Genomic DNA, 21,449 nt, shown 5'->3' on the forward strand with positions numbered 1-21,449 from the left:
GAGCCGCCTTCGGGATTCGAACCCGAGACCTACGCATTACGAGCTCAAGATCGAAGGTGACTCGGGGGTTCAGGTCCTGACGCTGCATGACGATCTGTGCAGGTCAGAGCATGGATGCCGTTCAGCCGCTGACAGTGGCTGACGGCCGGTCCGGGGCAATCCGGCCACACATTGGCCACACGTTGGCCGCAGATCAGAGCCTCGCAGAGTGGGGGCGACAGTCTCGAACCGAGGCCACGGGCCGCGGTCAATGTGTGGCCGCAGGGGTACGCCGAAGGGCCGCGCGGAGCGCTCCGCGCGGCCCTTCCGTGTTCAGTCTTGCCGCTCGCCCGGCTCGGGCTTTGGCTCTCCGCGACGTCGCTCGGGCTCTTGATCGCCACCGTGGGGGGCAAGGGCGTTCAAGACGAGTTCGAGCGCAAGCGCGCCCGTGTTCGTGATGGAGCGGTCATCGAGGATGACGTGCCGGTCGTCGCCGTTGGCGACGCCGGCCGCTGTTGCTTTGTCGTCGAGTCGGGTTCGGGTGACGCGGTACAAGATGCCCCCCTCGTGGCATGGCCGGACCTCTGCACTCGAACATATGTCCGAGGCAAAGTCCGATCCACACTACTCCCACCGACACCGCAGGTCACGCGCTTACGACTCGCCGTTACCGTCGGTTCCGCTTACGACCTGCGCGTTCCCGAGTCCAAGTTCCTTTAGCTTCTCTTGAAGGATCGGCAGCTCGTCCGGTGTGGTCCCTGACGCGTACGCGACGACAACGGTCGTCCCGCGCGTGCTCGCCTTGAGCGGGTCGCCGACGACGAGGCCGGTCCACTCTTCCGCCGCCGCCGCCTGAACGGTGGCGAGGTCGCGACCGACCCCCGCCGCGACGGCCCGTACGAGCCACCGCTCGCGCTTGTAGCTCTGCCCATCGGCGATCTTCCATAGCGTGCTGTGCCCGACGGCCTTGCCTGACTCGGGATCGACGGAGCGCTCGGCGAGTCTTCGCAACGTCTCGCCCTTGACCGCCAACGCCTCACGGACGATGTCGGCGAAGGGGGCGGACTCGGCGCCCTCAGTGGAGGTGTCGTTCTCCGACACGGTCTCATCTCCGTTCTTGTCGCAGAACGCGAACAGCCTCATCTAAGCAGCCATCACCCCTAGATGCACACCAGACAACGGCGTTGACGTGCCGATCTCGACTCCCTACCGTTGTCGTTGTTCGAGAACAGAAACAGGCATAACGCCTAGTAGGGGTGTCCTGCGTCCCGCTCTGTTCGATTTCTGCAACAGGCAAGGGGGATCACGTGGCAGTCGACTTCATCGGCCCACCGCCGCGCAGCAAGAACACAAAGCACTCCCTGATCGCGGGCGAGCTACAGGCGCACCCCGGTTCGTGGGGCGTAGTCCAGAAGTCGGGCACCATCGCCCGCGCCTCGTCCGCCGCACAGGCCATCCGCCGCGGTCGGCTCGCCGCCTACCTTCCGGCCGGCGCGTTCGAGGCAGTCGCCCGGACCGTCGTCGAGCGCGGAACCGTCGAGCACCGGGTGTATGCCCGGTACGTCGGGGAGCAGCAGTGATCAGCACCCCGCCCGCCCTGGTGACGCCGACCGGAGTCATCGCCGCGCCTGCCGGTCTGGACCGCGAGCAGTGGCTCGACGCTCGCCGTGCGGGGGTCGGGGGTTCGGACATCGCCGCCGTACTCGGGATGAGCAAGTACACCTCGCCGCTTGAGCTGTACCTCGACAAGGTCGGCGAGCTCGGCGACGTCCCGCGCTCCCCCGAGCTCGTCGAGGCTGCTTTCTGGGGGCACCAGCACGAGCCGACGATCGCGAGCGTGTTCGCTGAGCGGACCGGCCTCGGCGTCGTCGAGGGCCCCGGGATGCTCGCGCACGTCGAGCGGCGTTGGATGCTCGCCAACGTCGACCGGTACGTGCTCGACGAGCAGGCGCAGCCGTCCAGCCTCTTGGAGATCAAGACGCGCTCGGCCTACCAACTCGACGAGTGGCTGCTCGGCGTACCGGACGGACCGGCCTTGCAGACGCATTGGTACCTCGCCGTCACTGGCTACCGGCACGCACACGTCGCCGCGCTGCTCGGCGGTAACCGCCTGATCATTCACCGCGTCGAGCGCGACGAGTCTCTCGTCGAGCACCTCGTCGAGATCGTCGGCCGCTTCTGGCAGAACGTGCTCGACCGCGTCCCGCCGCCGGTCGACGGGTCCGAGGCGACCGAGTCCCTGCTCGGCCACTTCTACAAGGTGCGGGCGGGCGCCGTGACCGTCGCCGACCCGTCCGAGGTTCTGCCGCTGCTCGACCGCCGCCGCGAGCTCAAGGCACGCGAGGCACGGACCGAGGCCGAACTGCGCGAGGTCGACAACCGGTTGAAGTCCCTCGCCGGCGAGGCCGAGGTCGTCAAGACGCAGGGCCGCACCGCGTTCACGTGGAAGCAGAACGGCCCGCTCTCAACGAAACGTTTCGCCGCCGCGCACCCGGACCTCGCGCAGCAGTACACGCACCGCGTCGACGCGCTCGATACCGCGCGCCTCGCCGCCGAGCGCCCCGACGAGTTCCGGGCGCACCGCGCCCGACGCCTCGTCGTCCCGAAGGAGAACACCGCAGCGTGAGCACCAACCTTGCCGAGCGCGTCGCCAACCGCCGCAACACCCCCGCCCGCCAGTCCGCCCACCGCGGCGCCGCCGCGCCGCAGCCCAACCTCGTGCAGTTCGTGCAGTCGATGCGCGGCGAGATCGCCCGCGCCCTGCCCGCGCACGTCGCCAACCCCGAGCGCATCGCCCGTATCGCGTTGACCGAGCTGCGCAGGGTCGAGCACCTCGCCGAGTGCACGCAAGAGAGCTTCGGCGGCGCGCTGATGACCTGCGCGCAGCTCGGTCTCGAACCGGGCGGCGCCCTCGGCGAGGCGTACCTGCTGCCGTTCTGGTCGAAGAAGGCACGCGCCTACGAGGTGCAGCTCGTCATCGGCTATCAGGGCATGATCCGCCTGTTCTGGCAGCACCCTGCCGCCGCGGGTCTCGCCGCGCACACGGTGCACGAGAACGACGATTTCGAGTTCGAGTACGGCCTGACCCCGGTTCTCAAGCACAAGCCGGCCCGGTCCGACCGCGGGCGCCCGACGGACTACTACGCCGTTGCGACCATGGCGAACGGCGGCTCGGCGTTCGTCGTGCTCAGCGTCGAGGACGTCGAGGCGATCCGGCAGCGCAGCAAGGCAAAGGACTTCGGCCCGTGGGCGACGGACTACGACGCCATGGCCAAGAAGACCGCCATCCGACAACTCTTCAAGCTGCTGCCCAAGTCGAGCGAGCTCGCCCGCGCGGTCGCGCACGACGAGGGCGTGCGCCGCGATGCCTCGCCCGAAGGGTTCGACGCGCCGCCCGAGTTCATCGAGGGCGAGGTCGTCGAGCAGCCGTCGACGAACGCCGAGGGCACGGTCGAGGACGTACCGGCGGAGTTCGCCGGATGGCCCGAGGCCACCGAACCGGCCACCGCACCGGACGGTGCGTGATGGGCGCGGACGGGCCGCGGATCGGCTCTCTGTGCTCTGGTTACGGCGGTCTCGACATGGCCGTGCAGCAGGTGCTCGGCGGCTCGGTCGCCTGGCACGTCGAGAACGACGCGAACGCCGCCGCGATCCTCGCGCACCACTGGCCGGACGTGCCCAACCTCGGCGATCTGACCGCCGCAGACTTCGCCCTGGTCGAGCGACCCGACGTACTCACCGCCGGGTTTCCCTGCCAGGACGTCAGCGAGGCCGGCCTCGGCGCCGGTATCACCGACGGCACCCGCTCGGGTCTGTGGCTGCACGTCGCCCGCTCGATACAGGCCCTACGGCCCTCCCTGGTGGTGATCGAAAATGTCCGTGGACTTCTCTCGGCTCCGGCCCATAGCCACATGGAACCGTGCGCGTGGTGCATGGGAGACGGAAGCGGTAAGCCTGCTCTGCGGGCACTCGGCGCTGTTCTCGCCGACTTGGCCCGCCTCGGGCTCGATGCGGAATGGTGCTGCGTACGCGCGTCGGAGGTCGGCGCTCCCCACCGCCGCGAGCGAGTGTTCGTCATCGCGTGGCCCGCTGCTGAAAACCCCGACGTCGAACCTCGGCTCGAACGGCGGCTCGCAGCACCCGGACAAGCGCCGCTCGGGTGGTCATGGGCCGACGCTCGCCGACGAGGTCGAGCACCTGCTGCCGACTCCCTCGGCGTCCGGACACGACGACGGAAAAGCGCCGGAAGTGTGGCGGGCGAGGCGCGAGCGGATGCGTGCCAAGCACCGGAACGGGATCGGGGCGCCGCCCCTGGTTCTGCTGGTGGCGATGCTGCCCTCGACTGGGGCATCTACCGAGGCGCCGTCGACCGATGGGAACGCCTCACCGGCCCCGCTCCCCGGGCAGTTGACGATCGCGGGCGCCTAGATCCGCCGTTCGTCGAGTGGATGCACGGCCTTGAAGCCGGCCACGTGACCGGCGTACGCGGCCTCGGCCGCAACGCCCAGTTGCGCGCGCTCGGCAACGGGGTCGTTGTCCGGCAGGCCGAGGCCGCGCTGCGGCTGCTGCTCGACCGGGCCGGCCTGCTGCTCGCCGCATGAACTGCGGTCACTGGGACGGCGCCGCCCGCCGGTACTGCCGAGCCTCCGACGGCGTCCGCCACTACCTCACCGGCCACCGCTGCCCCGCCCACACCCCCGCCGCCCTCGCCGGACGGCCCGAGGTCCCTGGATCACCAACACCCGTAAGGAGAAGGACCGTTGAGCCTCGACGCCACGGATTGGGTATGGAACCAGTCCGCCGCCCGAGGTACCGCCCTCGTGGTGCTGCTCGCCGTGGCTGACAAGGCCGGTGCCGACTGCACCGCCTACGCCGGTACCGCGATGCTCATGCAGCGCACACGCGCCGCCCGCTCGACGGTCCGGGGCGCCGTCGACACGCTGCTCGACTCGGGCGAGCTGCTCGTCATCGCAGGGGTCACCGGTCCGGCCGGCGAGACCGTGTACCGCCTGCCGCTCGCCCTCGGCCACACCCGTACAGAGGGGGCCGGAATCCGGCCCGGGTCAGATTCCGGCCCGGGTCGGAAATCGGCCCCCGGGGGGCCGGAATCCGGTACGGGGGAGGGCCGGAATCCGGCCCCGGGGGGAGCGGAAACCGGCCCCCAGAACAGGAAGAACAAGAGAGAACAGGAAGCACAGCAGCCGCGCGCGACCACCCCCGTCCGGTCCCCGCTGATTCCCGAGCTGCACCCGCTCGGCGACGCGCTCGCCGCCGCCGGTGTCGCCGTCCGGTGGACTCTCGGCCTCGGCGAGCAGCGCGACGTATGGCGCCTCGTCCAGGCGCACGGCGTCGAGGCCCTCGTCGAACTCGCCGCCCGTCGCACCCAACCGGGCACCGAGCCGAAACCGGCCCGCTACTGGCTGCGCGTGTGGGGCGACCTCGACCGAGCTCCGTCCGCCCGCCCCGGCGCCAACGTCGTGCCGCTGCGCTCGCCGCCGTCCGGCGCCTACACCGACAACCTTGCCGCCGGGCTTGCCCTGCTGAAAGCCCAGAAGGAGGGCACCCCGTGATCGACGAACACATCGCCGCCCTACTCGCCTACGCCGGCCGCCTCGACTCCCGTGTGCGCCGCACCCTCGCCGATCCGGCGCAGTCCGCCCGCACCATCGCCGATTGGACGGCAGCTCTCGCCGAGGTTCCCGCCACCCTGCCGGACACCGGTTGGGATGCCTCGCACGCCGTGCGCCGCTACTACGAGCAGCGCAACAACGACCGGTCGGCCCAGTTCCGCGCCGTCGAGCCGCACGACGTCCTCGCCGCATGGGCGCCTCACCGCGGCGAGCTCATGAACCGCCACACCGACCCCGTTCCGGCCGCCGACCCCGACGACCCGGAAGCATGGCGCGAGGAACTGCTCGGCACCCGGGCCGCAGTCGCCCACGGGCACACCCCGCCCGCGCAGTACCGGGCCGAGATCAACACCGCAGGGCAGAAACGTCTCGCCTCTTTGATGAGCGGCGTAGGCAACGGCCCTCGCCGGTACATGCCCGCCGACGTCGCCGAGCAGCTCGCCGACTACCGACCGACCCGTGCCGCACGCGAGGCCGCCGTCGCCGCCGGGCTCCCCGACGCCTACGCCCACAAGTGCAGTTGGTGCGGCGCCGCAGTCGACGAGCCGTGCCGGACCGGTTACCGGCGCCACGGAAAGGGCCGCGGCCACCGGGCAACCCCGCACCCCTGCCGCACGGATACCGCGGCCCGCGCCGCCGAGCAGGACGAGGACGAGCAGCAGCGCCTCGCCCGCCTCATGTCCACCCCGCCCGCCCCGCGCGAGACCCGCGCCCGCCACACCTCCGGAGGTGCCCACCGATGACCCCGAACGCTGCGCGCGCCTCAATCGCCGCCCACCTGACCGACGAGCTCGACCTGCACCCCCACCTCGCCGCGCTCGTCGCACAGACCATGTCCGACCGCCTCACCGCGGACGGATGGGAGATAAACAGCACCAGGCACGCGCGACCGGTCGCGCCTCGCGCGCGGGAGCCGCGCGCTCGGCGCCTGCTCGCTCGCCTCACCCGCACCACTCGGACGGAGCCGACCCGATGACTGCCGACACCGTCGCCGTTCTCGTCGTGCTGCTCGTGGTCGCCTCGGGATACCCGCTCGGCCGGCTTGCCTGCCGACGTGATCCCGGGCCGCTGCGTCGGCACCCTGCGGATACCCGCGGCGCCTGCCCGCCCGACTGCATCACCTGCACAGCCTTGAACGAGGGGGACCGATGAACCACACCCGCACCCGTAGCGACTCCCGCCGGGGCCGGCGCGATCTGCGCGACGCCGAGCGCACCGCCCGCCGCGAGGGTCTGCTCGTGCTGCTCGCCCGCGCCGACCGAGGCGTGCTCACCCCCGAGGACTCCGCGGCCCTGCGTTCCTGCGTCGAGACCGAGGTCGCCGAGTGCGAGACCTTCCGGCGCAGCGCGGGAGGGCAGCAGGTCGCCGCTATGCGGCTGCACCGCACCCTCGCCGCCGCCGACTCGTGCCTCGTCGAGACCGAGGGAGAGCGCGACCAGTACGCCGCCCGGCTCGCCCGCGTCGAGCAGCTCGTCGACGTCCTCGCCGCCCGTGTAGGGGCGGACGAGCAGCAGCTCGTCGAGGACATCCGGCGCGCGTGCACGAGCAGTAACGAGACCGAGGGCGGGAGCCGATGACCTACACCCGAGCCGTGCACGAGACTGTCGCGGCCCTGCGCACCATCCGGGAGCAGTGGGGCGAGCTGCTGCTCGCGATCGAGACGCCGCCCGCCGACGTCTGGCCCCCGCGGCAGCTTGCCCACACGATGCGCGCCGTCGACGATGAGCAGCTCGTCGTCGAGGAGCGGGCGCCGCTCGTGCTGCGCGAGCACCCCGCACCGCTGAACCTGGCCGCGCTCGACACCGGCCTCGCCGTCGAGCGGCTCGTGTTCTCGCTCGCCGACACCCTCGCCGCAGCCGTCCAGCACGGGGCGCGGACCGGCGCCCCCCGTGACCCCCGGCGCTGGGAGTTCGCCGACCCGGGCGCCGTCGACATCCGGCGGGCGCACGGGAGCAGGGCGCACGGTCTGCACTATGCGTGTGTGTGGATCGAGGGGCGCGTGCTCGACGAGGACACCGAGGCCGAGGCGCACCTCGACGGCACCCCTGCTGCTCCCCCGTTCGCCCCGCTCCCGCCGCACCTGCTGCACGAGGCACGTCGTACCGCGCGGATCGCCGAGGGCAGACTGCTGCGGACGCTCGGCCTCGACGTGCGCAGCACCCCGGTACCCGACCGCGCGTGCCCGTGGTGCGTCGGCGAGCTGGAACTGCACACCGCCCCGGACGCTGCGCCGAGCGTGACCTGCTCGACCGGTGCGGAGTGCGCCGCGCCCGTTCCCCTCGACGAGCAGGGTCGGCGCGTGTGGGAGTGGGGCGACCTGCTCGCCCTGGTCGCCGCCCTTGTCGAGGGTCACGAAAACAGGGGTTGCGTCGTTATTAGTTCGTGACCTAATGTTGGCCCTGCCTCCGGCGTGCCCGGAAACTTTGGCCCCTCACTCGTACGCCCCGCCGCTTCCCCCCCTGCGGCGGGGCGTTCGCATGTCCCCCGTCGGGAGGTGAGCGCGTGGCCGAGCCGATCACTGACCGAGACCGCGAGGCAGTGCGCACCCTGCACGCCGCCGGGAAGTCCCGCAACGCCATCGCCCGCGAACTGGGGCGCGGCGCCGCCACCGTCTCAAAGATCGCGGGCGAGCTCGGCCTCACCTTCGCCGGCGGCGCCCGAGTCGCAGCAGCCACCGAGGCGCACCGCGCAGACTCTGCCGCACGGCGCGAGCAGCTCGCCGACGAGTCCCTCGACGGCGCCCTCGGGCAAGTCATCAAGACCACCGGGGCCGAGACCGCCCGCGACGCCCGCGACCACGCCACCGCAGCCCGAGCCCTGACCGAGGTTCACGCCCGGGTCGCCGAGCTCGCCCGCCACACCGGCACCGGGGGCAGCGGCGCCTCGATGCTCGACCGCCTCGCCGATGCCCTGCTCGGGACGAACGGGGGCACGCACGAGGGGGGTTGATGTCCGCCGCTCCCCTGCCGCTCTCCGACAAGCAGCTCGACTCGATCCGCCGCGCCTCGGCCCGTATCAACATCTGGCACGGGTCCGTGCGCAGCGGCAAGACGATCGCCTCTCTCGTGCGCTTCCTGCTCGCCCTACGCCGCGCGCCCGCCTCGGGCCTCGTCGTCATCGTCGGGCGCAGCTTGCAGACGATCGAGCGCAACTGCCTTGATGTGCTCGCCGACCCGCTGCTGTTCGGAGACGTCGCCGCCGAGGTCCACCACACCCGCGGCGCCACAACGGCAGTCATCCTCGGTCGCGTGGTGCACCTCGTCGGCGCCTCGGACGCACGAGCCGAGGGCCGGCTGCGCGGCATGACCGCCTCGCTCGCCTACTGCGACGAGGTAACCCTGCTGCCCGAGGCGTTCTTTCGGCAGTTGCTCGCCCGCCTCTCCGTTCCGGGCGCGCAGTTGATCGGCACCACGAACCCCGACTCGCCGAAACACTGGCTGCGGACCGAGTACCTCGACCGCGAGGGCGAGCTCGACCTCGCGCAGTTTCACTTTCAGCTCGCCGACAACCCGAGCCTTTCCGAGGCGTACGTCGCGTCTCTGGCCGCGGAGTTCACCGGACTGTGGCGCCGCCGCATGATCCTGGGCGAGTGGGTTGTCGCCGAGGGCGCGATCTACGACTCGTACGACGAGCAGCGTCACGTCGTCGACGAGCTGCCCCCGATGCGCCGCTACTGGGTGGGCATTGACTACGGCACCTCGAATCCCTTCTCGGCGATCTTGCTCGGGCTCGGGGACGACGACCACCTGTACGCGGTGAGCGAGTGGCGCCACGACGCGCGCGCCGCACACCGGCAGATGACCGATGCCGCATACAGCCTTGCCGTCCGCGACTGGCTCGGCCGCCTCGACGTCGTGCCCGAGTGGACGCTGATCGACCCCTCGGCCGCTTCCTTCCTTGTGCAGTTGTGGACCGACGGACACCCGGGCGTGACCCGCGCGAACAACGCCGTCCTTGACGGCATCCGTTCCGTGTCGGTCGCCCTCGACTCGGGCCTGCTGCGCATTCACCGCTCGTGCGAGGGGCTGCTCGGCGAGCTGCCCGCATACGTATGGGATGAGACCGCCGCCGCCCGTGGCGAGGACAAGCCTGTCAAGACGGCCGATCACTCGGTCGACGCACTGCGCTACGTGATCCATTCGACCGCGCACGAGTGGCGCGGACTGCTCACCACCGCGTAACCACCTACCGCCCCGGCCGCGCCCCGCCGGGGCCCCGGGGCTCTGCCATGCCCGAGGGGGGCGCACCATGCGTGATTGGACCGACCGGTTCCTCGACAAGATCAGCGAGAGCGAGTCCGGCTGCTGGGAGTGGACAGGGCACGTCAAGCCCAACGGCTACGGGCAGGTACGGATCAACCGGCGCCCCCTGCACGCGCACCGCGTCGCGTACGAGGCGATGCGCGGACCGATCCCGCCGGGGCTCGTGATTGACCACCTGTGCCGTAACCGGCGCTGCGTCCGCCCCGAGCACCTCGAACCCGTCTCCCACCGGACGAACATCCTGCGCGGCGAGGGACCGGCCGCCCGCCATGCCCGGCAGACGCATTGCCTGCGCGGGCACCCCTTCAACGCTGCGAACACCTACGTCTCGCCCCGCGGCGCCCGTAACTGCCGCACCTGCCGAGCCGAGCGCAAACGCACTGGACACGACCGACAGGGGGTGACGCGTGCCCCTGCCTGCCAACGGCGCCCCGTGGCCGCCGACTCAACTCGCCACGCACTACCGCGAGTTGCGAGTCGATGATGCGTGGTACAGCGGTGATCACGACAAGCTCGCCGCCGTCTACCGCAACAACGAGCAGCGCCGCGACGGACGGCGCCGCCTGTGGGCGCGCGACCGCAACGTGCAGCCGGGCAAGCGGGAAACGCGGCTGCACATCCCGCTCGCCGGCGACATCGCGACCGCGTCCGCGGACCTTCTCTTTTCCGAGCCCCCGACGTTCACCGTCGCCGACACCCGCACGCAGGATCGCCTCGACGAGATCGCCGAGGCCGACGGCATCGCGAACACGCTGATCGAGGCTGCCGAAGTCGCCTCGGCCCTCGGGGGTGTCTACCTCCGGGTTACCTGGGACCGCGAACTACTCGACCGGCCGCTGCTCACCGTGGTTCACGCCGACGCCGCCGTGCCGGAATGGCGCTGGGGGCATCTGGCAGCAGTGACGTTCTGGCACGAGCTCAGCTCGGACACCGCCACCGTATGGCGCCACCTCGAACGGCACTCCCCGGGCCGCATCGAGCACGCCCTGTATCAGGGCGGGCCGGATCGGCTCGGCGAGCGCGTGCCGCTCACCGAGCACCCCGAGGTCGCGTCCCTCGCCGAATCCCTCGGCCCCGAGGGCGACTCGATCGAGACCGGTATCGACCGGCTTACGGCGGCGTACGTCCCCAACATCCGGCCGAGCAGGCGCCACCGCGGCTCACCGTTCGGACGCTCCGACTACGGCGCCCCGCTGTACGACCTGTTCGACGCGTTGGATACGACGTGGTCGAGCTGGATTCGCGACATCAGGCTCGCCCGCGCGCGCCTGCTCGTGCCCGATGGCTACCTGCGGGATCACGGTCCGGGGCGGGGCGCGAGCTTCGACGACGACCGGGAAATCTGGCAGCTCCTGAACATCCCGCCCACCGAGCAGGGCGCCGGAATCACGCTGTCGCAGTTCGCGATCAGGGTCGCCGAACACTCGCAGTCTGCGGACTCGATCACCCGGCAGGCTGTGATGAGCGCCGGATACTCGGCGGCGACGTTCGGCCTCGGCGACCAGGGCGCCGCCGTCACGGCGACCGAGGTCAAGGCGCGCGAGCGGAAAAGCATGATCACCCGGGGGAAGAAGTCCCGGTACTGGGCGCCCGAGGTCGCCGAGATGCTGTACGTCGTGCTGCTGCTCGACCGGCGCCTGTTCACTCCGACCCTCGTTGCCGAGCGGCCCCGGATCGCGTTCGGGGACTCCGTGAGCGAGGACGCGTCCAGCCTCGCGCAGACCCTTTCCCTGCTCCATCAGGCGCAGTCCGTGAGCGCCGAGACCCGCGTGCGCATCCTGCACCCGGAGTGGGATGAGACGGCCGTGCGCGCCGAGGTCGACCGCATCCTCGCCGAGACCGGGCAGGCAGTGCCCGACCCCATGCAGGCCGGCGCCCTCGTCTGATCACGCGATGGGGGGCGCCGTGCCGATTCACCCCGGGCTCGTCGAGGATCTCTCGGCGGGTGTCCTCGCCCTGTACGCGGACGCCGAGCAGCGGCTGCTCGGCGTCGTGGCGAGGCAGCTCGCCGACGGGTACGAGGCGCCCGGTTGGGCAACGGCCAAGCTCGCCGCGGTGCAGCCCATGCGCCGCGCCGCGCAGTCCGTTGTCGACGCGCTCGCGACTGCGACTCAGCTTGAAGTCTGGGATGCGGTTGCCGAGGCGTACAACGTTGGCGCCCGCGCAGGGCTCGAAGAGCTCGGCGCCCTCGACGACGGCGCCGCACGCCGCATCGCCGATTCGACGCCGAACACTCGGGCAGTCGACCGGCTCGCGCAGGAAACCGTCGACCTCGTCGCGCAGACGCACCGCGGGATTCTGCGCGGCGTCGAGGACGGATACCGGCAGGTGATCTCGGAGGTATCCGGTACGCCCCTGCTCGGCATCGACACCCGCCGCCAAGCCACACAGCGGGCGATGGAGCGGTTCAGCGACCGCGGACTGCGGACGTTCGTCGACAAGGGCGGACGCGCGTGGAAGATGACGAGTTACGCCGAGATGGCCGTGCGCACCGCCGTTGGCAGGGCGGCGGTCGAGGCGCACGGCGACCGGCTGCGCGCCGCCGGTATCGGCCTTGTGATCGTCTCCAACGCCCCGCATAACTGCCCCCTTTGCGATCCGTTCGAGGGGCGTGTGCTGTCCCTCGACGGCCCCGACGGCGCCCGGACGATTGAGGTCGAGCACGCGACCGACGACGGCCGCACCGTGCGCGTGGACATCGCCGGAAGCCTCGACGAGGCGCGGCAGCGTGGCTTGCAGCACCCCAATTGCAGGCACTCGACGAGCGCGTATCTGCCCGGCGTCACCCGCGCCCCTGCCGAGCACTCCGAGGACCCCGACGGGTACGAGGCATCACAGCGGCAGCGGGCGATCGAGCGCAACATCAGGAAGTGGAAGAACCGTTCCGCCGCTTCCACCTCGCCCGAGGGGCGGCGCGCAGCCGACGCCCGGGTGCGGCAGTGGCAGAAGCGGCAGCGCGAGCACCTCACCGCGCACCCCGAGCTCATCCGCCGACGCGAGCGCGAGCAGCTCGGCGCCGGAAACCTCCCCCCGGACCGCGGCACCGCCGGCCGTACCGGAGCGCCGGACGGCCCGGGGAGCGACCCGTTCGAGGCGGCGCGCGTCCGCTCGGGCGACGATCGGACCCTGCCCGAGATGAGCGACGAGCAGCTCGGCGCCGCCATCCGGCCCGGAGTGCTCGACCGGCGCGACCTCGACCGCATCGGCGCCGAGGGCGACCGCCGCGACGAGCAGGCTCTGCTCGACCGCATCCGGCCGAACGGCCGGCTCGCCGGCAACCTCGCCGAGTTCAGCGACGACGAGCTCGCCCGCGTCTCCCTGCACCTGGGCGACGACGACATGCTGCGCGTCATGGCGGAGATGGACCGCCGCGACATCGACGCCGCACTGCCCGGGGCCCGGCGTGACCTCGTCGGCATGTCCGAGCCGGAACTCGCCGCCCGTGCCCGGCACGTCGAGGGCGACCGGTCCGCGATCGGCGCCGAGGTCCACCGCCGCCGCCTGCTCGCCGAGGTGTTCCCCGGCGGGCGCCTGGCCCCCGATCTGTCCGCGGTCGGCGACGACGTGCTCGGGTGGGCCGTGCGGTACGCCGTGCCCGAGGATGCCGCGCGGATCGCCGACGAGTTCGACCGCCGGTACCCGCCCGCCCCGCTTCCCGAAGCGGTCGGCGCGCACACCGTCGAGGGGCAGCTCGCCGACCGGGCCACTCTCGACGAGGCGCTCGCACCGGCCGCCGAGCCGGACGCGTGGAACGGCCTTTCCGTCGACTGGTACGCGGGCATGTCCAGCACCGAGCGATGGATCGCCGAGCGTGAGTACGCCGACATGCAGCAGCGCACCGCGTACACCCGCGAGCAGCTCCGCGACATGTACCGCGAACACACCTGGGCGCAGTACATGGACGCGGAAGAGGCGACGAACGGCTATCTCCTCTCCCGCAAGGCGCGCGCCGACGGCGTCGACCCGGCAACCCTGTTTTCGGGCCCGGCGCACATCGCCTATGCCCGAGCCTCGGAAGAGCTGCGGCGCTACTGGGCCGACAACCCTCGCATGACGTTCGTCGAGTACGAGGAGATGGTCACCGGGCAGCGCAGCGCCGCCGCCGAGACCGCCCGCGCCTCCCGCAACACGCAGAACAACCGGCAGTAGGGGGTGAGCACGGTAGGAAACCGAGGCGCCCTCGTGCGAGCACTGCTCGACGGCATCGACGCCGGCCGCGAGGCTGCGCCCGTCGCATCGTGCCCCTACCCGCGCGGCGATCTGCGCCGGTCCGCATGGCTGCGCGGCTACGCGAAGGCGCGGACCCTGCCCGGCGCGGACGAGTCCGCCGGATAGCCGCCCCTCTCCCCTTTCTCTCTTCTGGGCCCGCCCGTCGGTGGGCCCTTTTCCATGCCCGCTTACTGCCTTGGAGGGCCGACCCGAACATGCCCGACACCCTCGACGTCTCCCTGCCGACCCACCCCCGCACGGGCGAGAGTGCCCTCGGCTTCCGCCGCGACGGCCGCCCTATCTGGCCGATCAAGGGCGGCTCGGGTGAAGGCGGCGACCCGAGCGCACCGCCCGCCCCGACCGGTGAGCCGGGAGCGAACCCGCCGAGCACCGACCCGGGCGCCCCGCCGGCCGCGGACCCGGCCGCCGAGCAGCAGCTCGCCGCCGTGCAGCAGCAGGCGACCGAGGCAACCGAGCAGCGCGACCAGTTGCAGGCCGCGCTCGACGCCGTGAACAAGGCGCTCAACCCCGACGGGGCCGACGCCGAGCAGGACCCGGCCAAGCTCGCCGCCGCGGTCGCCGACCGCGACAAGCAGCTCGGCGACCTGTCCGCCGAGCTGCGTACGGCGCGCGTCGAGCTCGCCGCCTACCGCGCCGCGGGCGAGCAGGGGGCCCGCGCCGACCGGCTGCTGAACAGCCGCTCTTTCCTCTCGGCGATCTCCGAACTCGACCCGGCCGACGAGACGTTCGCCGCCACGCTCGGTGCCGCGATCACGACCGCGGTTGAGGGCGACCCCGACCTCTACCGCGCCGCCCCGACCGGGCCGGCCCGCGGCGGCGCCGAGTTCAACGGCGCCCCGACGGGCGACCGCCGCCCGGCCTCGCTGCGCGACGCCATCGCCGCCCGGTTCGGCGCCTGACCCCCTTCTGACTGGAGCACCCGCCTATGGCAATCACCCTCGCCGACGCACGGCTGAACACGCAGGATGACCTCGATACGCAGGTCATCGACGAGTTCCGCAAGTCGAGTTGGCTTCTGGACAACCTGACCTTCGACGACGTCGTGAGCCCTGCCGGGGGCGGCGCGACGCTCACCTACGGATACACCCGCCTCGTCACCGAGCGGCCCGCGCAGTTCCGGCCGCTGAACACTGAGTACCCCAAGGCACAGGCCAAGCGGCAGCGCTACAGCGTCGACCTGTCCCCGCTCGGCGGCGCGTTCGAGGTCGACCGCGTGCTGTCCAACCTCGGCGCCGCGGCGACCAACGAGACCGCCTTTCAGATGACGCAGACGATCAAGTCGTCGAACGCGTTCTTCTCCGATCAGGTCATCAACGGCAAGCGCATCACGACCCCCGGGGCCGAGGCCGGTTTCGACGGTCTCGACAAGGCTCTCGTTGGCTCCACTACCGAGATGGGCGCCGGCGCCTCGCTCGACTGGACCGGCGCGACCCTCGGCTCGGACGCGGGCAAGGCCAACGATGCCCTTGACGTCCTCGACGAGTTCCTCGCGCTGCTCGACGGCACCCCGTCGGCGATCTTCGGGAACAAGAAGGCCATTGCCCGTATTCGCAGCCTCGCCCGACGGGCCGGCTACTACGAGCGGACCGCGGACGCGTTCGGGCAGAAGGTCGAGACGTACAACGGGATCGCGTTCGTCGACCTCGGCGACAAGGCCGGCTCGACCACACCGGTAATCCCGATCGAGTCCCGCGACGTCGACGGCGCCGGCTCCGGTACCGCGATCTCCGGTCTCTCCGACCTGTACGCGGTGCGCCTCGGTCTCGACGGTTTCCACGCCGTTTCCACCGTCGGTGCTCCGCTCGTGCGGCAGTGGCTGCCGGACTTCACGACCGCGGGCGCCGTCAAGACGGGCGAGGTCGAGCTCGGACCGGTAGCGGTCGCGCTCAAGGCCACCAAGAGCGCCGCAGTCCTGCGGAACATCAAGGTCCAGTGACGCCCGTGCGCTACGAGATCACCGCACCGCACGAGGGCGACGAGCAGCTCGCCGACATCACGTTCGCCGACGGCCGCGCCACGGCCACCGACCCGGGCGAGGGGCTGCTGCTGTACCTGCGCCGCCACGGATACACCCTCGACGTCATCGACGACCCGCAGCCGGAACAGGACACCGAGAACGGCCCGCCGAGCACGAAGCCGGCGGGCCGTTCTGCTGCCCGCAACAAGAGGGGGTGATCGTGGCGCGGCAGCCGTACGCCACCCCCGAGCAGCTCGCCATATGGCTCGGCAAGCCTGCCCCGGCCGACGCCGAGCGGCTGCTCGCCCGCGCGGGCGAGGACATCGACAGTGCGCTGCTGACTGCCGTCTATCGCGTCGACGAGGACGGCGACCCCACCGACCCGCCGATCGCTGCTGCGCTCGCCGATGCCGTCTGCGCGCAGGTCGAGCACTGGATCGCGACCGGCGATGACGGGACCGGCGCCGGCGGCGTATGGGACTCCGTCTCGATCGGTCCGGTAAGCCTGTCCGGGCGCAAGAGCGCCCCCGCGGCCACGACCGGTGTCGAGCTCGCTCCGCGCGCCGACCGCGCACTGCGCCGTGCAGGGCTCACCCCGGGGCGGGTGGTCGCATGGTGAGCCTGCCTCTCTTCCTGCTGCGGCACCGGATCACCGTCGAGCCCTACCTCGGCGATTCGGCATACGGCCCGCAGTACGGGCCCGCGGTCGCCGACGTTCCCGCGCTCGTCGCCGAGTCCGTGCGCATGGTGCGCGCGGCCGACGGGCGCGAAGTCACGTCTACCGCGCAGGTCATCGCCGAGCCGGGGCTCGACTGTCCCGCCGGCTCCCGCCTCACTCTGCCGACCGGGCGCATCACGACCGTGCTCTCTGTCGCGCACCACACCGCCCCGGGCCTGCCGGTCCCTGCCTGCTGCGAGGTGATGTGTGAATGAGCCGTGCCCGTGTGCGCTGGAACGGGGCGCGCGTCTCCGCGGAACTGCGGCAGGCTGCTGCCCGCGGCGCGCTGCTCGGCGCCGAGCACGTACTCGGAGCGAGCCGCCAACGGGTGCCGATCAACGAGGGCACCCTCGAACGGTCGGGCAGCACGTCGGTTGACGAGCAGACCCTGACGGCCGCCGTTTCCTACGACACCCCGTATGCGACGCGTGTCCATGAGGACATGACCGCCCGGCACTCGCCGGGGCGCAGCGCGAAGTACCTCGAAAGCGTGCTGCCCGAGACCGCGTCCGAGGTGCAGGCGCTGATCGCCGCGCAGATCCGGCGGGCGCTGCGCGGATGACCTACACCGTCGCCCTGGTCGACGGCCTTGCCCGCGTTCTGGCCGAGCAGGGCCTCGGCATCTACAGGCCCGACGGCGTGTACGCCGCGAGCGAGACCGCGATCACCGTTTCCGTCCTTCCCCCCTCCCCTGACCGCTGTATCTGCCTGTCGGCGTATCCGGTGACCGACTCTCCGGTGCTCACGGACACGACGACCGGCGTACAGGTGCGCACCCGCGCGAGCAGTGATCCGCGCGAGGTCGACGCCCTCGACGACGCAGTGCACGAGGCGTTGCACGGCTCTGGCCCCTACCGATTCGGGGCCGCGCTGGTGCAGCTCGTCTTTCGCGTCTCGGCCGCCCCGATGGGCGCCGACTCGGCCGGCCGCTGGGAGCGGACCAGCAATTTCTACGTCCGCGCGCATCGCGTTGCGGCCCCGCACCTTGAGTAAGGAGGCGCCTACTTGAGTACGCCGACGCCTCCGGCCGAGACGGTAACCGCGCTCGCGCGCCGGTACCGGCTTGAGCTGGATACGGGTACGACCCCCGGTACTCCGACGTGGAGTCTCGTACCGGGCATCACCGAGTTCACACCGAAGATCGAACCGACGCAGCAGGACGTCACCACGTACGACGCCGAGGGATGGTCCGAGCAGGCTGTGACCATGCTCGCGTGGTCCGTCGAGGCCACCCTCGCGCACCGGGCGCACCCGACGACCGGGGCGTTCAACGCCGCCCAAGAGTTCCTGCGCAAGGCGAGCCAGTCGTTCGGCGCCGCCTCGTATGTGCGTGTCCGCTACTACGACCGCAACGGCGCCGCGGACGCGCAGCAGGGCACGGCTCTGGTCACGTGGGAGCCCGACGGCGGGGGCCCTGACGAGGTCGACACCATCAAGGTCACGCTTACCGGTTCCGGGCCGCTCGTCGAGATCACCAACCCCGCGGCCGGGGGCGGCACGTTCGCCGCCGAGTCCAAGTCCCTGAAGACGTCGGGGGGTGAGGCGTAGTGGCGTTCGAGGCGCTCGACGAGCTGCTCGACGAGTCGCTCGAACTGCCCATCGGCGGGCGCACCTACAAGGTTCCGGCGCCCTCGGCCGAGATCGGTCTGCGCACTCAGGCTCTGATCAACGCCGCCGCGGTGGCCGCGGACGGCGGACGCGTCGACGAGCAGGTGCTCGGCGATGCTGCCGAGCGCGACCTCTATCGCGAGGTACTCGGCGACGCTCACGAGCAGATGGTCGCCGACGCCGTGCCGTGGCCGGCGCTCAAGCACTCCGCGTTGACCGCCATGGTGTGGATCGCGCAGGACAAGAGCGCCGCAGAACGCTTCTGGAACGCGGCCGGCGACCCTTCTCGGCTGGCCCCGAACCGGGCAGCTCGACGCAACCGGTCGGATGCGGCGAGCTCGACCCCGTCTCGGGGCTCTACGAGTGGTACGAGTACCCGCCCGGCACCGCCCCGCGGAAAGGCGAACAAGCGGCGCAAGTGACGTGGCCGCAGATCCTCGCCGAGTGGCCGCTCGTCGAGGCTGATCTGCACGAAATCTACGGCGTCGACGTCGGCGCCCCGGGCCTGCTCCGCTCCCGCTCCTGGCGATGGCTGCGACTGCGCGTGCTCGGACTGCTCTCCGCCGAGTCCCGCCTCGCGCGCGTGCTCCTCCCTCCGCCCGACGCCCCCGCACCACCGGGAGGCACGACCGCCCGGAGGTGATGAGCCGTGGCGCTTATGGTCGGCGAGCTCGCCGCAACCGTCGTCATCGACGATTCCGGCGCTGCGCAGGGGATGCGCAGCGCCGAGGCCGCGGTGCGCAGCGGGGGCGACCGCATCGCCGCCGCCGCCGACCGGACCGGGCAGCAGGCAGGCGACCAGCTCGGCGACGGCCTCGCCGACGGCGCCACCGCGGGCGGCGACCAGGCCGCGCGCGGCATGGGCACTGCCTTGAAGGGGTTCGCCGCCGCGGCGATCGGCGCCGGAATCGGCGCCGCCCTGATGGCGGGGGTCGGCGAGGCGCTCGAACAGTCCAAAATCCCGGGGCAGTTGCAGGCGCAGCTCGGTACGACCGGGCCCGTCGCCAAGAAGTACGGCAAAGTCGCCGGCGATCTCTACTCGGGCGCGATCGTCGACTCGGTCGGCGACGGCGCCGAGGTCATCAAGGGCATCGCGCAACAGGGCCTGTTGCCGCCCGAGGCGACGCAGGGGCAGATCAAGACCATGGCGACGCAGGTCGCCGACACGGCCTCGGTCATGGGCGAGGACGTGTCCGCCGTCTCTCGCGCGGTCGGCACGATGCTGAAAACCGGCGTCGCCAAGAACGCCGAAGAGGCAATGAACGTCCTCATCAAGGGGACGCAGAACGGTGTCAACAGCGCCGAGGATCTGCTCGACACTTTCTCGGAGTACAGCACTCAGTTTCGTGATCTCGGGCTCGACGCGTCTACCGCGATGGGCCTTATGCAGCAGGGCCTTAAGGGCGGTGCGCGCGATGCCGACACAGTCGCCGATGCCCTTAAGGAATTCGCGATCCGGTCGAAAGACATGTCGACCACAAGTGTCGGCGCGTTCAAGGACATTGGCCTTAACGCCGACACGATGGCGAAGGTTTTCACCAAGGGCGGACCCGAGGCGAGTAAGGCACTCGGCGATGTTCTGCAACGCATCAAGGCAATTGAAGATCCGGCCAAACGCAATGCGACTGCCGTCGCGCTTTTCGGCACCAAAGCCGAGGACTTGCAAGGCGCATTGTTCAAGCTCAATCCCGCGACCGCCGTTAAGGCGCTGGGCGATGTCAAGGGCGCCACCGACGCCGCGGGCGACGCGATGCGCGACAACGCCGCCACCAAATGGGAGGCGTTCAAGCGCGGCGCGATGCAGAAGGTTGTCGGTGTGCTCGGAACCTATGTGGTTCCGGCACTGGCGACCGGTATCGAGTACGCCGGAAAGTTCGGCTCGGCGTTCCTCACCGCGGGTGCGTTCCTCGGCGAGCACTCGACGGCGCTCACGATCGCCGCCGGCGTGATCACGCTTGTGATGCTGCCGGCGCTCGTCGGTCTCGCCGTACAGGCGACGACGACCGCGACGGCAACGGTCACGAGTTGGGCGACACAGAGCGCCGCCGCAGTGACCGGCGCAGCGCGGTTCATCGCCTCGAACGCCATAGTCCTCGCCGGATGGATCGCGCAGGGTGCGGGCGCCGCGGCTGCTGCGGTACGCGTGGTCGCAGCATGGGTCCTCATGGGGACGCAGTCCCTGATTCAGGGCGCCCGCATGGCTGCTGCCTGGCTGCTCGCCATGGGGCCGATCGCCCTCGTGATCGCCGCCGTTGTCGGCATCGTCGCCCTGGTCGTCGCCAACTGGGACACGATCGTTTCGGCCACGAAAACCGCGTGGGAATGGGTCTGGAACAAGATCAAGGGAATCGGGCAGTTCCTGCTCAATCTCTTTCTGAATTTCACCCTCGTCGGAATCATCATCAAGCATTGGGACGCGATCAAGTCCGGAACGGCGCGCGTCTGGAATGCCGTTGTTGACTTCGTCAAGGCCATCCCCCGCAAGGTCGTCGACTTCTTCCTGAACTGGACGCTCGTCGGCCTGATTATCAAGCACTGGGATTCCATCAAGACAGGAACGGCGCGCAAGGCGGGCGAGATGCTCGCGTTCGTGCGTGGCCTGCCCGGCAAGATCGGCGGGTACTTCGGCAAATTCGGAACGATGCTGTACGACAAGGGAAAGGACTTGATCCGGGGTCTCTGGAGTGGCATCAAGGCCATGGGATCTTGGCTTAAGTCGACCCTGATGTCATGGGCAAAGGACCTGATTCCGGGGCCAATTGCTAAGGCGCTCGGCATCAAGTCGCCCTCGCGTCTTATGCGTGACCGAATCGGCAAGTTCATTCCGGCCGGAATCGTCGAGGGAATCAAGGCGGGCGCCCCCGCGGTCGACCGCACGATGCGCAACCTTGTGTCGGTTCCCGCCGCCCCGCAGTTCAGCGCCGGAACCCCTGCTACAGCCAACGCCGGTTTCGGCGGGGGAAGTTGGGGGCCGGCCGTGCATATCGAGAACTGGCATTCCGGCGACGCGTCCGCAGAGCAGACCGCGGTCGCCCTCGCATGGCACGCCAAGCAGAGGGGGTGAC

Annotated in this window: 28 protein-coding genes; 26 read left to right on the forward strand and 2 right to left on the reverse strand. The window is 70.9% G+C overall.

What is annotated here, in order from left to right; translation table 11 throughout:
- Positions 1-312: 312 nt before the first annotated feature.
- Both ACFVQ0_RS36285 and ACFVQ0_RS36290 read right to left on the reverse strand, forming a co-directional pair.
- Positions 313-534 carry a hypothetical protein gene (locus ACFVQ0_RS36285; protein ID WP_390093461.1) on the reverse strand — a complete coding sequence of 74 codons (222 nt, stop codon included), beginning with the start codon at positions 532-534 and terminating at the stop codon, positions 313-315.
- Between the two features lie 99 nt (positions 535-633).
- Positions 634-1,122: a hypothetical protein gene (locus tag ACFVQ0_RS36290; RefSeq protein WP_390093462.1), complete on the reverse strand. Its 489-nt coding sequence runs from the start codon at positions 1,120-1,122 to the stop codon at positions 634-636.
- Positions 1,123-1,286: 164 nt separating this feature from the next.
- Here ACFVQ0_RS36290 and ACFVQ0_RS36295 point away from each other — a divergent pair, with 164 nt between their 5' ends.
- The 26 genes from ACFVQ0_RS36295 to ACFVQ0_RS36420 all read left to right on the forward strand — a co-directional run bounded on the left by ACFVQ0_RS36295 (position 1,287) and on the right by ACFVQ0_RS36420 (position 21,448).
- On the forward strand, positions 1,287-1,559 hold the full coding sequence (locus ACFVQ0_RS36295; RefSeq protein ID WP_390093463.1) for a hypothetical protein: 273 nt from the start codon (positions 1,287-1,289) through the stop codon (positions 1,557-1,559).
- Positions 1,556-2,605 (forward strand): YqaJ viral recombinase family protein, encoded by a 1,050-nt coding sequence (locus ACFVQ0_RS36300; RefSeq protein ID WP_390093464.1) that lies wholly within the window; start codon positions 1,556-1,558, stop codon positions 2,603-2,605. The genes ACFVQ0_RS36295 and ACFVQ0_RS36300 overlap by 4 nt, the downstream gene beginning before the upstream one ends.
- Positions 2,602-3,504: a recombinase RecT gene (locus ACFVQ0_RS36305; protein WP_390093465.1), complete on the forward strand. Its 903-nt coding sequence runs from the start codon at positions 2,602-2,604 to the stop codon at positions 3,502-3,504. Before ACFVQ0_RS36300 ends, ACFVQ0_RS36305 begins: the two co-directional genes overlap by 4 nt.
- A gap of 56 nt (positions 3,505-3,560) precedes the next feature.
- Positions 3,561-4,580 carry a DNA cytosine methyltransferase gene (locus ACFVQ0_RS36310; RefSeq protein WP_390093466.1) on the forward strand — a complete coding sequence of 340 codons (1,020 nt, stop codon included), beginning with the start codon at positions 3,561-3,563 and terminating at the stop codon, positions 4,578-4,580.
- A gap of 159 nt (positions 4,581-4,739) precedes the next feature.
- Positions 4,740-5,549 carry a hypothetical protein gene (locus ACFVQ0_RS36315; protein ID WP_390093467.1) on the forward strand — a complete coding sequence of 270 codons (810 nt, stop codon included), beginning with the start codon at positions 4,740-4,742 and terminating at the stop codon, positions 5,547-5,549.
- Entirely contained in the window at positions 5,546-6,352 is an 807-nt protein-coding gene (locus ACFVQ0_RS36320; protein ID WP_390093468.1) for a hypothetical protein, read from the forward strand. The genes ACFVQ0_RS36315 and ACFVQ0_RS36320 overlap by 4 nt, the downstream gene beginning before the upstream one ends.
- The gene (locus ACFVQ0_RS36325) at positions 6,349-6,585 is read left to right on the forward strand and encodes a hypothetical protein (protein WP_390093469.1); all 237 of its coding nucleotides are present in this window, start codon (positions 6,349-6,351) and stop codon (positions 6,583-6,585) included. Before ACFVQ0_RS36320 ends, ACFVQ0_RS36325 begins: the two co-directional genes overlap by 4 nt.
- Positions 6,586-6,757: 172 nt before the next feature.
- Positions 6,758-7,186 (forward strand): hypothetical protein, encoded by a 429-nt coding sequence (locus ACFVQ0_RS36330; protein ID WP_390093470.1) that lies wholly within the window; start codon positions 6,758-6,760, stop codon positions 7,184-7,186.
- Positions 7,183-7,995, forward strand: coding sequence for a hypothetical protein (locus ACFVQ0_RS36335; protein WP_390093471.1), 813 nt, complete (start codon positions 7,183-7,185; stop codon positions 7,993-7,995). Before ACFVQ0_RS36330 ends, ACFVQ0_RS36335 begins: the two co-directional genes overlap by 4 nt.
- A 116-nt stretch (positions 7,996-8,111) precedes the next feature.
- Complete coding sequence (locus ACFVQ0_RS36340; RefSeq protein ID WP_359738675.1) at positions 8,112-8,558, forward strand: helix-turn-helix domain-containing protein; 447 nt, start codon at positions 8,112-8,114, stop codon at positions 8,556-8,558.
- Positions 8,558-9,790, forward strand: a complete 1,233-nt coding sequence (locus ACFVQ0_RS36345; protein ID WP_390093472.1) for a PBSX family phage terminase large subunit — start codon at positions 8,558-8,560, stop codon at positions 9,788-9,790. The genes ACFVQ0_RS36340 and ACFVQ0_RS36345 overlap by 1 nt, the downstream gene beginning before the upstream one ends.
- A gap of 67 nt (positions 9,791-9,857) precedes the next feature.
- Positions 9,858-10,355: an HNH endonuclease signature motif containing protein gene (locus tag ACFVQ0_RS36350; protein ID WP_390093473.1), complete on the forward strand. Its 498-nt coding sequence runs from the start codon at positions 9,858-9,860 to the stop codon at positions 10,353-10,355.
- Entirely contained in the window at positions 10,342-11,757 is a 1,416-nt protein-coding gene (locus tag ACFVQ0_RS36355) for a phage portal protein (protein ID WP_390093474.1), read from the forward strand. The genes ACFVQ0_RS36350 and ACFVQ0_RS36355 overlap by 14 nt, the downstream gene beginning before the upstream one ends.
- A gap of 19 nt (positions 11,758-11,776) precedes the next feature.
- Complete coding sequence (locus ACFVQ0_RS36360; RefSeq protein ID WP_390093475.1) at positions 11,777-14,020, forward strand: phage minor capsid protein; 2,244 nt, start codon at positions 11,777-11,779, stop codon at positions 14,018-14,020.
- A 33-nt stretch (positions 14,021-14,053) separates the two neighbouring features.
- Positions 14,054-14,206, forward strand: a complete 153-nt coding sequence (locus tag ACFVQ0_RS36365; RefSeq protein ID WP_390093476.1) for an Rmf/CrpP fold protein — start codon at positions 14,054-14,056, stop codon at positions 14,204-14,206.
- Positions 14,207-14,295: 89 nt separating this feature from the next.
- Positions 14,296-15,000 (forward strand): hypothetical protein, encoded by a 705-nt coding sequence (locus ACFVQ0_RS36370; RefSeq protein WP_390093477.1) that lies wholly within the window; start codon positions 14,296-14,298, stop codon positions 14,998-15,000.
- A gap of 26 nt (positions 15,001-15,026) precedes the next feature.
- Complete coding sequence (locus ACFVQ0_RS36375) at positions 15,027-16,037, forward strand: major capsid protein (RefSeq protein WP_359350488.1); 1,011 nt, start codon at positions 15,027-15,029, stop codon at positions 16,035-16,037.
- Between the two features lie 5 nt (positions 16,038-16,042).
- Complete coding sequence (locus tag ACFVQ0_RS36380; RefSeq protein WP_390093478.1) at positions 16,043-16,276, forward strand: hypothetical protein; 234 nt, start codon at positions 16,043-16,045, stop codon at positions 16,274-16,276.
- A 2-nt stretch (positions 16,277-16,278) separates the two neighbouring features.
- A complete protein-coding gene (locus tag ACFVQ0_RS36385) occupies positions 16,279-16,677 on the forward strand; it encodes a hypothetical protein (protein WP_390093479.1) in 399 nt (132 codons plus the stop codon).
- The gene (locus tag ACFVQ0_RS36390) at positions 16,671-16,991 is read left to right on the forward strand and encodes a hypothetical protein (protein WP_390093480.1); all 321 of its coding nucleotides are present in this window, start codon (positions 16,671-16,673) and stop codon (positions 16,989-16,991) included. The genes ACFVQ0_RS36385 and ACFVQ0_RS36390 overlap by 7 nt, the downstream gene beginning before the upstream one ends.
- Complete coding sequence (locus tag ACFVQ0_RS36395; RefSeq protein WP_390093481.1) at positions 16,988-17,338, forward strand: hypothetical protein; 351 nt, start codon at positions 16,988-16,990, stop codon at positions 17,336-17,338. The genes ACFVQ0_RS36390 and ACFVQ0_RS36395 overlap by 4 nt, the downstream gene beginning before the upstream one ends.
- The gene (locus ACFVQ0_RS36400; protein WP_390093482.1) at positions 17,335-17,769 is read left to right on the forward strand and encodes a minor capsid protein; all 435 of its coding nucleotides are present in this window, start codon (positions 17,335-17,337) and stop codon (positions 17,767-17,769) included. The genes ACFVQ0_RS36395 and ACFVQ0_RS36400 overlap by 4 nt, the downstream gene beginning before the upstream one ends.
- A gap of 12 nt (positions 17,770-17,781) precedes the next feature.
- On the forward strand, positions 17,782-18,324 hold the full coding sequence (locus ACFVQ0_RS36405) for a phage tail tube protein (RefSeq protein ID WP_390093483.1): 543 nt from the start codon (positions 17,782-17,784) through the stop codon (positions 18,322-18,324).
- On the forward strand, positions 18,324-18,806 hold the full coding sequence (locus ACFVQ0_RS36410) for a hypothetical protein (protein ID WP_390093484.1): 483 nt from the start codon (positions 18,324-18,326) through the stop codon (positions 18,804-18,806). The genes ACFVQ0_RS36405 and ACFVQ0_RS36410 overlap by 1 nt, the downstream gene beginning before the upstream one ends.
- A complete protein-coding gene (locus tag ACFVQ0_RS36415) occupies positions 18,803-19,027 on the forward strand; it encodes a hypothetical protein (protein ID WP_359350472.1) in 225 nt (74 codons plus the stop codon). The genes ACFVQ0_RS36410 and ACFVQ0_RS36415 overlap by 4 nt, the downstream gene beginning before the upstream one ends.
- Before the next feature lie 15 nt (positions 19,028-19,042).
- The gene (locus ACFVQ0_RS36420) at positions 19,043-21,448 is read left to right on the forward strand and encodes a phage tail tape measure protein (RefSeq protein WP_390093504.1); all 2,406 of its coding nucleotides are present in this window, start codon (positions 19,043-19,045) and stop codon (positions 21,446-21,448) included.
- The last annotated feature ends 1 nt before the right edge of the window (position 21,449 follow it).

This window comes from Streptomyces sp. NPDC057900 (assembly GCF_042887885.1).
Taxonomy (GTDB): Bacteria; Actinomycetota; Actinomycetes; order Streptomycetales; family Streptomycetaceae; genus Streptomyces.

What these genes read in the sequence shown, in the direction of transcription:
- ACFVQ0_RS36345 (WP_390093472.1), top strand. Translation starts at nt 8,558, where the DNA reads ATGTCCGCCGCTCCCCTGCCGCTCTCCGACAAGCAGCTCGACTCGATC.
- ACFVQ0_RS36375 (WP_359350488.1), top strand. Translation starts at nt 15,027, where the DNA reads ATGGCAATCACCCTCGCCGACGCACGGCTGAACACGCAGGATGACCTC.
- ACFVQ0_RS36400 (WP_390093482.1), top strand. Translation starts at nt 17,335, where the DNA reads ATGACCTACACCGTCGCCCTGGTCGACGGCCTTGCCCGCGTTCTGGCC.
- ACFVQ0_RS36335 (WP_390093471.1), top strand. Translation starts at nt 7,183, where the DNA reads ATGACCTACACCCGAGCCGTGCACGAGACTGTCGCGGCCCTGCGCACC.
- ACFVQ0_RS36330 (WP_390093470.1), top strand. Translation starts at nt 6,758, where the DNA reads ATGAACCACACCCGCACCCGTAGCGACTCCCGCCGGGGCCGGCGCGAT.
- ACFVQ0_RS36390 (WP_390093480.1), top strand. Translation starts at nt 16,671, where the DNA reads ATGGTGAGCCTGCCTCTCTTCCTGCTGCGGCACCGGATCACCGTCGAG.
- ACFVQ0_RS36420 (WP_390093504.1), top strand. Translation starts at nt 19,043, where the DNA reads ATGGTCGGCGAGCTCGCCGCAACCGTCGTCATCGACGATTCCGGCGCT.
- ACFVQ0_RS36350 (WP_390093473.1), top strand. Translation starts at nt 9,858, where the DNA reads ATGCGTGATTGGACCGACCGGTTCCTCGACAAGATCAGCGAGAGCGAG.
- ACFVQ0_RS36370 (WP_390093477.1), top strand. Translation starts at nt 14,296, where the DNA reads ATGCCCGACACCCTCGACGTCTCCCTGCCGACCCACCCCCGCACGGGC.
- ACFVQ0_RS36310 (WP_390093466.1), top strand. Translation starts at nt 3,561, where the DNA reads ATGGCCGTGCAGCAGGTGCTCGGCGGCTCGGTCGCCTGGCACGTCGAG.
- ACFVQ0_RS36325 (WP_390093469.1), top strand. Translation starts at nt 6,349, where the DNA reads ATGACCCCGAACGCTGCGCGCGCCTCAATCGCCGCCCACCTGACCGAC.
- ACFVQ0_RS36395 (WP_390093481.1), top strand. Translation starts at nt 16,988, where the DNA reads ATGAGCCGTGCCCGTGTGCGCTGGAACGGGGCGCGCGTCTCCGCGGAA.
- ACFVQ0_RS36290 (WP_390093462.1), bottom strand. Translation starts at nt 1,122, where the DNA reads ATGAGGCTGTTCGCGTTCTGCGACAAGAACGGAGATGAGACCGTGTCG.